Source organism: Enterobacteriaceae endosymbiont of Donacia piscatrix (genome assembly GCF_012569525.1).
Taxonomy (GTDB): Bacteria; Pseudomonadota; Gammaproteobacteria; order Enterobacterales; family Enterobacteriaceae.
In genome coordinates, this window is the sequence record NZ_CP046200.1 from 1 (window position 1) to 2,203 (window position 2,203).

At 38.2% G+C, this 2,203-nt stretch carries 1 protein-coding gene and 1 rRNA gene; both read left to right on the forward strand.

The window, feature by feature from the left end:
- Entirely contained in the window at window positions 1-480 is a 480-nt protein-coding gene (greA, locus tag GJT96_RS00005; protein ID WP_169780224.1) for a transcription elongation factor GreA, read from the forward strand.
- A gap of 148 nt (window positions 481-628) precedes the next feature.
- Window positions 629-2,201: ribosomal RNA gene (locus GJT96_RS00010) — 16S ribosomal RNA — on the forward strand.
- Window positions 2,202-2,203 lie beyond the last annotated feature (2 nt).

Consider the following 2,203-nt stretch of genomic DNA (forward strand, 5'->3'; position numbering starts at 1 on the left):
ATGATCAATCAAATTCCTATGACATTACAAGGTATTAAAAAATTACGTGAAGAATTAAAAAAATTAAAAAATATAGAAAGACCTAAAATTGTTAATGCTATTATAGAAGCTAGAAAACATGGTGATTTAAAAGAAAATGCAGAATATCAGTCAGCACGTGAATTACAGAGTTTTTGTGAAGGACGTATTAAAGAAATAGAGAATAAATTATCAAATGCAAATGTTATAGATATAACTAAAATTACACATAATAACAAAGTTATTTTTGGTTCTACTGTTTCTATAATAAATACACTAACTAATAAAATTATTTCTTATAAAATTGTAGGAAATGATGAATCAGATCTAAAAAATAATTTAATTTCTATTGACGCTCCTCTTTCTAGAGCATTAATTAGTAGAAAAAAAAATAATATTGTTGAAGTAAAGACACCTAGAGGAATTATAAAATATAAAATATTAAATATTAAATATATTTAAATTTGACTTTTGAATTAATTTCGAATATATTATTGAATATGATAAAAAAATTTTGAATAAAAATTTTTTTTTTGTTTTTTAAAAATTTATCAGAAAATATATGTGGACATTCAATTTTTAGAGAATTTTATTTTGTATTATGTTTTAAAAATTGAAGAGTTTGATCATGGCTCAGATTGAACGCTGGCGGCAAGCTTAACACATGCAAGTCGAGCGGCAACGAGATAAGAAAAGTTTTACTTTTTTTATTGTCGGCAAGCGGCGGACGGGTGAGTAATATCTGGGGATCTGCCTTATGGAGAGGGATAACTATTGGAAACGATAGCTAATACCTCATAATGTCTTTTAAAAGACCAAAGTAGGGGATTTTATATTTTTATATAAAACCTTATACCATTAGATGAACCCAGACGAGATTAGCTAGTAGGTAGAGTAAAAGCCTACCTAGGCTACGATCTCTAGCTGGTCTGAGAGGACAATCAGCCACACTGGAACTGAGACACGGTCCAGACTCCTACGGGAGGCAGCAGTGGGGAATATTGCACAATGGGCGAAAGCCTGATGCAGCTATGCCGCGTGTATGAAGAAGGCCTTCGGGTTGTAAAGTACTTTCAACAAGAAAGAAATAATAAAATTTAATACATTTTATTACTGACGTTACTTGTAAAAGAAGCACCGGCTAACTCCGTGCCAGCAGCCGCGGTAATACGGAGGGTGCTAGCGTTAATCGGAATTACTGGGCGTAAAGAGCACGTAGGCGGTTAATTAAGTCAGATGTGAAATCCCTAAGCTTAACTTAGGAACTGCATTTGAAACTGATTAACTTGAGTTTCGTAGAGGGGGGTAGAATTCTAGGTGTAGCGGTGAAATGCGTAGATATCTGGAGGAATACCAGTGGCGAAGGCGGCTCCCTGGACGAATACTGACGCTCAGGTGCGAAAGCATGGGGAGCAAACAGGATTAGATACCCTGGTAGTCCATGCTGTAAACGATGTCGACTTGAAGGTTGTAAGCTTGACTTATAGCTTTCGTAGCTAACGCGTTAAGTCGACCGCCTGGGAAGTACGACCGCAAGGTTAAAACTCAAATGAATTGACGGGGGCCCGCACAAGCGGTGGAGCATGTGGTTTAATTCGATGCAACGCGAAAAACCTTACCTGGTCTTGACATCCATGGAATTTAATAGAGATATTTTAGTGCCTTCGGGAACCATGAGACAGGTGCTGCATGGCTGTCGTCAGCTCGTGTTGTGAAATGTTGGGTTAAGTCCCGCAACGAGCGCAACCCTTATTCTTTGTTGCCATCAGTTAGGCTGGGAACTCAAAGAAGACTGCCGGTGATAAACCGGAGGAAGGTGAGGACGACGTCAAGTCATCATGGCCCTTACGACCAGGGCTACACACGTGCTACAATGGTATATACAAAGAGAAGCATCCTTGTAAAAGTAAGCGGATCTCACAAATTATATCTTAGTTCGGATTAGAGTCTGCAACTCGACTCTATGAAGTCGGAATCGCTAGTAATCGTAGATCAGAATGCTACGGTGAATACGTTCCCGGGCCTTGTACACACCGCCCGTCACACCATGGAAGTGGGTTGTAAAAGAAGTAAGTTATTTAACCTTTGAAAAAAGGAGGATGCTTACCACTTTATGATTCATAACTGGGGTGAAGTCGTAACAAGGTAACCGTAGGGGAACCTGTGGTTGGATCACCTCCTTTAC